Genomic DNA, 6,517 nt, shown 5'->3' on the forward strand with positions numbered 1-6,517 from the left:
CCATATTTTAAGATCTTCTAAACAGAAAACTAGCTGCCTTTTGCAACTAGTTTCTACTTTATTCTTCTGGCAAAATCAACCAAAAAATGAGGTAGGGAAGAAGTCCAATCCCATAAGCGAAAAAGGAGACTCCCCAGATGACACGAATGATAACCGGATCTATATTAAAATACCGAGCTAGGCCAGAGCAAACTCCAGCAATGATTTTATCGTCAGCACTTCTTGTTAAACGTCTTGCCATAATTAAACTCCCTTCAAACGAATGATAAATTTTGTCAAACAAAACCAATAATTCTCATCTTATTTTACCATAATTTTCGAAAGTTTATCATCGTCCTCAAATTTTCCACCTTTTCTTCACTCGAGAAAAGTTTCTGGATACACCCTAGTATAAAACGCGAGAGCGGACCAACCAAGAGAAAGTTGAGGGAAACAGCCATTACAAGATTTGTTCCCCAAGTTCCCAAATAGCGTTCCACTAACAAGGATACGCCCTAATATTTTGCCAGCTCTTATGATGAACGAAGGACCAGTTCTTTGACCAATGTTTCTACTAAAAAAGCCGTTATAAAAGCAGATGAACAATATAGCTTCCTTAAAATTTATAGGCACACGTGCTCCATTTCTGATGTATAACGTTCATCCTAACTTATATATTTTTCTAGTAAGCAGAAATTTCAAGAAAAAGTTTTTATAGCTCAGATTGGTAATCTTTAGCTATTTTTGCTAGACTATTTAGAAGAAAATATCGGAAAGGAGAATAGTATGCGAGCAGGTGTGATTGTCTACAATCCTTTCTTGGACAAGATTTTGCTCATTCACCGATGGAAGAATGGGCAAGAGTATTTCGTGATTCCCGGTGGAACTATCGAACTTGGAGAAGGGCCTTTAGAAGCTGCCTTACGGGAAATGAAAGAAGAAGTCAATCTTAGCTTTTCTGCTGACCAGCTGCACACAGCTTTTTCCTTTAACAATCAGGGAAAAGAGGAGTATTATTTCTACACCAGTCTAAGTACGGCTGAGACTCCCCTCATGCAGGGCGAGGAAGCCCAGCGCAGTAGTCTCCAAAACATTTACCAGCCCGAATGGGTCAGCTTGCAAGAACTTTACAACCACAATCTACGTCCAGAAAGCCTTAAATCGCTACTCTTGGAATTTCTGACGCAGGAAAGTTTGAAAAACTAAAGCACTTATAGTAAAATAGCAATAGTTCATAAACTTACGCATAGAAAGGTTATTTATGAAAAAAATCATTCTTTTTAGTCTTTTATCTGCACTTGCTCTGACAGGCTGCTCCACTAAAGAAGATTCTACTACCAAGTCCTCCAGTGCTCCTAAGCAGTCTTCAGCTACCGATACCAGTTCTGAGGCAGCTGAAGCTCAAAAACTCCGTGAACAGTACAAGGATGCCATGACCAATGAAAATGCCAACTTCCCACAATTATCTACAGAAGTTGCCGAAGATGAGGCTGAAGTCAAGATCATCACAACACAAGGAGACATTCGCCTCAAGCTGTTTCCTAAATACGCTCCTTTAGCTGTCGAAAATTTTCTGACACATGCAAAGGAAGGCTATTATAACGGTGTGATTTTCCACCGCGTTATCAATGATTTCATGATTCAGACAGGCGATCCTAAAGGAGATGGCACAGGTGGCGAATCCATTTGGAAAGGCAAGAATGAGTCTATTGACTCAGGAAATGGCTTCAAGAATGAATATTCTCCTTACCTCTATAACTTGCGCGGTGCACTAGCCATGGCCAATGCTGGAAAAGACACCAACGGCAGTCAATTTTTCATCAACCAAAGCAAGAAAGACTTATCCAAACAATTACCGACCGACACCTTCCCAGCTAAAATCATTGAAGCTTACAAGAACGGCGGAAATCCAAGCCTTGACGGCGGCTATACCGTCTTTGGTCAAGTCATTGAAGGCATGGACGTGGTAGACAAAATTGCTGCCACAGAAACTGGCGATAAAGATAAACCCAAAACAGATATTAAAATCGAAAAGATTGAAATTATAAAAGAATAGGAAAAAGTCAACTCGAGCTCTGCTCATCTTATGAGTTAGGTCTTAGTGTCAACAAAACAAAAAACCAGTCCCCAAAAAACGAGGACTGGTTTTACTATGCATTTTTCTAATCATCCAGCATCTCAACTCCACTTTTAAAGTGAGATATGTAGCTTCTAACTTTTGAGAATAAGGTAGATGCTGAGTCTGCAATTAGATTTTACTGGACATAATTACCACCTGTAAAATGATAATACTCTTCCAGTGTGAGACCAGATTCGGAAATTTCCTTGGCCTCTTTTCCTACATAGCGTAGATGCCAACTTTCAGGCACATAGCCAGTAGACCCCTCCTTGCCAACAGGATAGCGTACTACAAAACCATATTTATAGGCATTGTCCAAGAGCCACTGACTAGCTCCCGCTTCTTCAACCAGATTGCCGCTACTATCAATCAGATCAAATGCTAAACCAGTTTGGTGCTCGCTGTAGCCTGGTCTTGCCGAATAACGATCAGCCGCAGCTTGTCCATCTCGATTCACATAACTTTGATAAAGGCCGACCTGAGTTTGATAGCTACGAAAACCGCTATATTGGTTGCTGATAGGATAACCTTTGGACTGCATATCTGCGATTAACTTAAGTAGTTCTGCTTTAGCAGTCGGATCCTCACCTGGATTGTAATCAGCTGATAATGGATAGTGTTTATTGGCGATGACTATTTCGTCATATTTCCCTTGAACGCTATAATAGCTGCCATTGTAAGAAACATTTTTATCAACAGTTACGTCCTGTTTCTGCTCCTTCTTAGACTCCGTGCCATCCGATTCACTCCTTGTATCTTGACTAGATGACCGGTCTTTTTCAGCCTCTTTTTTTTCAACAGATACCTTTGAGCTACTTGCCTGCTTGTTTGTATTACTTTCAGTCTTGTCTTTAGCTGCTGAGCAAGCACTTAAAAGCAAGACTGACATTGCTAGAAAAATAAGTTTATTATATTTCATTGTATTCCACTAACTTTCTGAAACTTCAATATTGTAGATTGCAAAGGAATTTCCGGTCGGCTTCAAATAGTAAGTTTTATTTTTTCTATTGACACTATTTGGAGTACTATCAATATAGTGAACTGTATAGTCTTCATAAGTCGTCACAATATAGGAGCCGTTCTCCTCTCTCACTTCACGGATATCCAAAGCTCCTGGATCGTAATAATCAATTTTCGCCTTCTTGACACCACCACCTGTAGTCCACTCAACCATCTCTTTGTATGATGGACTAGAAGTGTCATAATATTGAGCATAATAATTAGAACGATTAGAGACCGATCTGAAAACAGCCGTGCGATATTCGCTAAGGAAATTAGTGATTTTTGCCTTGTTAGCTTCTACCTTTTTAGCTTCTTCGTCCTTTTCTTTGATCTTATCAGTCACTTCTTTAGGTAAAGATAAAGCAACATCAAGCGTGTCTCCTTTGACAACAATACTTTCCTTGTTGGTTACAAAAGTGTTATCAGCAACAACAAACTTAGCATAAACTTCCAGTTCTTGATGTGGTACAACTTGAATATCTGTTTCCAAGCTACTACCAATTTCCTTGCCATTTACAACAATTTTAAGGTCTGTTGCATTTGAAGCTTCTGCTGGCATAGTAACCTTCAATCGTTTCTTTTCAGACTTAAGATCCAATTTAATTTCATTATTCTTAGCAGTGGCTAAATCAAGCTGAATCTTACTCTCAATCTCTCCAACTTCCGTCTTCCCTTTCAGGGTAAATTCCTGCTTGATAAAATGATATTTGCCAATATTCGTCTCAGCATTCTTACTCAAAGGAAGGCTTTTCTTATCTCCTGCTTTGATGCTCGCATTATCTAAGTTCGTATTAACCTTCACCTCTACTGGATAGGCTACTATTTGATATTCCTGAAAAATCCCAAATTTCTTGCTTTTTTCAGTTACACCTAAAAGTTTATTCTGATTGTCATCAATATAGGCTGATTTTCCCTTTGACTTAGCAATGTTGTCCAACTCGGTCTCAATATTGATTTCTTGACTCTCTAAGTGCTCGACTAAAGTCCTCGCATCTGCACGTGTCCACTTATCTGAGCTAGAAGAGAGCAGGTCTGCGATTCCATCATAATCCTTTTTAGTAACCGCTTTTGCAAAATCATCCGTAACAACTTTAACACCTGTCACCGAGCTCAAATAAAGAAAGGCTGCCAACAAAACAAAAAGTAGAATAAGAGGAAAAGCAATCATCACGGCCTTCTTCTTCGACCTTCTTTTTTGTATTGGTTTTTGAGGAAATTCCGATTCCAGTAACTCAGAGCGAATAGGCAAATTAGCAAAACCTTGATTTCGTGCTTCTAAAAATTCCTCTTTAGTCGGCTTTCTACCAATATTCGTCTCGAAAGCTTGCAGCCAATTCTCCCGTTGCTCTTGGTATTGATCCGATTCTGAAATCTCTTGCTTTTCTTCTTTAGGAGAATCCTCAACAAATTCTTCTTTGAGAAACTCTAGGGCTGGCTCCTCTTGTCCAGAATCTTCTTCCTGAGTTAGTGAAGCTTGCTTCTCTTCAGATACCCCATTGTTATATTGTCCTGCAGGAGCCGCAATAGAAATAATCTTCTTGGGATCAAAATCAGAACGTTTTCCTTCTAAAAACTCATCTGCGGTTGGCTTTCTGCCAATCACTTGCTCAAAAAGCTCAACCCATTTTTCTTTCGTTGCCATAAATCACCTCCAAGAACCTTACATCATCATAAGACTCATCAGCAATGAGAAAGCGATGAAAGTAAAGATAAATGTAATCACACCATTGACAATAATTGCCAGTAAATATTTATAAAAAGGATCCATTGACGTACTAGATTTTGAATAAATCAAAGCAAAGGTTGCACCAACCCCAATTAACACTAAGCTGATCCATGCTAGGAAGAGGGATACAGACATAATGCCTAATAAACTAAATAAAGCAGAAAGAGCTACAAAAGGTAAGACAATCGCATAGAGTCGGCCATACCAATCAAATGCCTTATTAAAGCTAAAGCTTTCATCCTTATAGACCATCCGTTTTACAGCAAAACCTCCTAAAATAATGGAGAAAAGAACGAGAGCTACCGCTATCAGTGAGACCAATAACAGTCTAAAATTAAAAGTCGGACCACTATAAAAGCCAAAACTCACCGAGTAAATAAGATTATAAAAGTTATAATTCACCACAATAGCTGCAAAGAAAACAGTCAAGCCTAAAGAAAGATAGCCATTTAATTTACTACTTTCAATTTCTGAAGTTGGCGACTTCCAAGCAGAAATAAGCCAAGCCCAAAAACCTTTCATTGTTTTAGAAAATTCACTTGGTTGCACAGGCTGTTGCTGACTATAGTAGGCCTGTGGACCTTGCTGGAAATTCTGCGCATTGAACTGCCCTTGCGGATTGTTTTGATAAGCTTGCTGATTGAGGCCTTGCGGACCAAAAGATTGAGGCTGACCAACAAACTGGTTAGGTTGTCCACCATTTAGCTGCTGATAAGGATAGGCCTGCTGAGCAAACGATTCTGTTTGATTAGCAAATTGATCTTGGCTAGGCTGTTGCTGAGGAAGCTCTTGATATTGCTGTCCAGTTGGCTGAGTGAACAATGCTTGCCCATTCTGTTCCTGAAAAGCATTTTGCATCTGAGCATAATATTCACCGTTTGAAGTAACTCCTTGTGCTTGCACTGAGTCTGATATGATTGAGCCAGTTTCACTTCCAACTTGGTTCGTACTTGTCACCTCAGGTGCAACAAATTCACCAGCCAGCAAAGCTTGAGTAATTTCCGCATCCGTTGCTGAACGGCCATTCACAGCTTCAAAATATTCGAGCCAATCTTGCTTTAACATATAAAAATCTCCCATCAATAAATGATTATCCTAATATTAGTATACAAAAAATCAGGTGAAAATTCAATCAAGGCAATAGGCACGCATAAATAGCAAAAAATATGAAGTAAGCCAAATACTTTAATCAAAAATAGAAGGAACAGTTCATATATAGATACTATCTTATTTGCGAAACCTCTAAATTATAGAAAGGCCTAAAACCAGAATCTATAAAATATAAAAGACAACAGCATATAGCCGTTGCCTTTTATGAATTAGCATATCGGGAAGACAGGATTCGAACCTGCGACACCTTGGTCCCAAACCAAGTACTCTACCAAGCTGAGCTACTTCCCGATCATAAGTAAAAACGGAGTCATATGACCTCGTTTCCCTTCATGCACCCTAGAGGAGTCGAACCTCTAACCGCCTGATTCGTAGTCAGGTACTCTATCCAGTTGAGCTAAGGGTGCCCTGTCGCATATACGCTATGCCGAGGACCGGAATCGAACCGGTACGATCGTTACCAATCGCAGGATTTTAAGTCCTGTGCGTCTGCCAGTTCCGCCACCCCGGCCTCAAAGCGAACGACGGGATTCGAACCCGCGACCCCCACCTTGGCAAGGTGGTGTTCTACCACTGAACTA

6 protein-coding genes and 4 tRNA genes are annotated in these 6,517 nt (G+C 39.8%); 2 read left to right on the plus strand and 8 right to left on the minus strand.

The features are described 5' to 3' along the window. Positions 1–58: 58 nt before the first annotated feature. Positions 59–241: a PspC domain-containing protein gene (locus tag D8791_RS07935; protein WP_125447208.1), complete on the minus strand. Its 183-nt coding sequence runs from the start codon at positions 239–241 to the stop codon at positions 59–61. A 524-nt stretch (positions 242–765) separates the two neighbouring features. Here D8791_RS07935 and D8791_RS07940 point away from each other — a divergent pair. Next, positions 766–1,185, plus strand: coding sequence for an NUDIX hydrolase (locus D8791_RS07940; protein WP_125447210.1), 420 nt, complete (start codon positions 766–768; stop codon positions 1,183–1,185). A gap of 55 nt (positions 1,186–1,240) precedes the next feature. Continuing rightward, entirely contained in the window at positions 1,241–2,035 is a 795-nt protein-coding gene (locus D8791_RS07945) for a peptidylprolyl isomerase (RefSeq protein WP_005589251.1), read from the plus strand. 199 nt (positions 2,036–2,234) lie between these two features. Here the strand turns inward: D8791_RS07945 and ldcB are convergent, their stop codons facing one another. From ldcB to D8791_RS07980, 7 genes are all read right to left on the minus strand, one after another. Beyond that, positions 2,235–3,017 (minus strand): LD-carboxypeptidase LdcB/DacB, encoded by a 783-nt coding sequence (ldcB, locus tag D8791_RS07950; RefSeq protein WP_125447212.1) that lies wholly within the window; start codon positions 3,015–3,017, stop codon positions 2,235–2,237. 9 nt (positions 3,018–3,026) lie between these two features. Further along, positions 3,027–4,742, minus strand: a complete 1,716-nt coding sequence (locus tag D8791_RS07955; protein WP_125447214.1) for a TcaA second domain-containing protein — start codon at positions 4,740–4,742, stop codon at positions 3,027–3,029. A gap of 18 nt (positions 4,743–4,760) precedes the next feature. Next, positions 4,761–5,891 (minus strand): DUF6574 domain-containing protein, encoded by a 1,131-nt coding sequence (locus D8791_RS07960; protein ID WP_125447215.1) that lies wholly within the window; start codon positions 5,889–5,891, stop codon positions 4,761–4,763. Positions 5,892–6,153: 262 nt separating this feature from the next. Further along, positions 6,154–6,227 (minus strand) — tRNA-Pro (locus D8791_RS07965). Between the two features lie 42 nt (positions 6,228–6,269). Further along, positions 6,270–6,343 (minus strand) — tRNA-Arg (locus D8791_RS07970). An 18-nt stretch (positions 6,344–6,361) separates the two neighbouring features. Further along, positions 6,362–6,447, minus strand: a tRNA-Leu gene (locus D8791_RS07975). 8 nt (positions 6,448–6,455) lie between these two features. After that, positions 6,456–6,516: transfer RNA gene (locus tag D8791_RS07980), tRNA-Gly, on the minus strand. Position 6,517: the final 1 nt, after the last annotated feature.

It is taken from the genome of Streptococcus cristatus (assembly GCF_003943515.1).
Lineage (GTDB): Bacteria > Bacillota > Bacilli > Lactobacillales > Streptococcaceae > Streptococcus > Streptococcus cristatus_D.

Coding starts and splice junctions, on each gene's coding strand:
- D8791_RS07945 (WP_005589251.1), top strand. CDS start 1,241: ATGAAAAAAATCATTCTTTTTAGTCTTTTATCTGCACTTGCTCTGACA.
- D8791_RS07955 (WP_125447214.1), bottom strand. CDS start 4,742: ATGGCAACGAAAGAAAAATGGGTTGAGCTTTTTGAGCAAGTGATTGGC.
- D8791_RS07940 (WP_125447210.1), top strand. CDS start 766: ATGCGAGCAGGTGTGATTGTCTACAATCCTTTCTTGGACAAGATTTTG.
- D8791_RS07960 (WP_125447215.1), bottom strand. CDS start 5,891: ATGTTAAAGCAAGATTGGCTCGAATATTTTGAAGCTGTGAATGGCCGT.
- D8791_RS07935 (WP_125447208.1), bottom strand. CDS start 241: ATGGCAAGACGTTTAACAAGAAGTGCTGACGATAAAATCATTGCTGGA.
- ldcB (WP_125447212.1), bottom strand. CDS start 3,017: ATGAAATATAATAAACTTATTTTTCTAGCAATGTCAGTCTTGCTTTTA.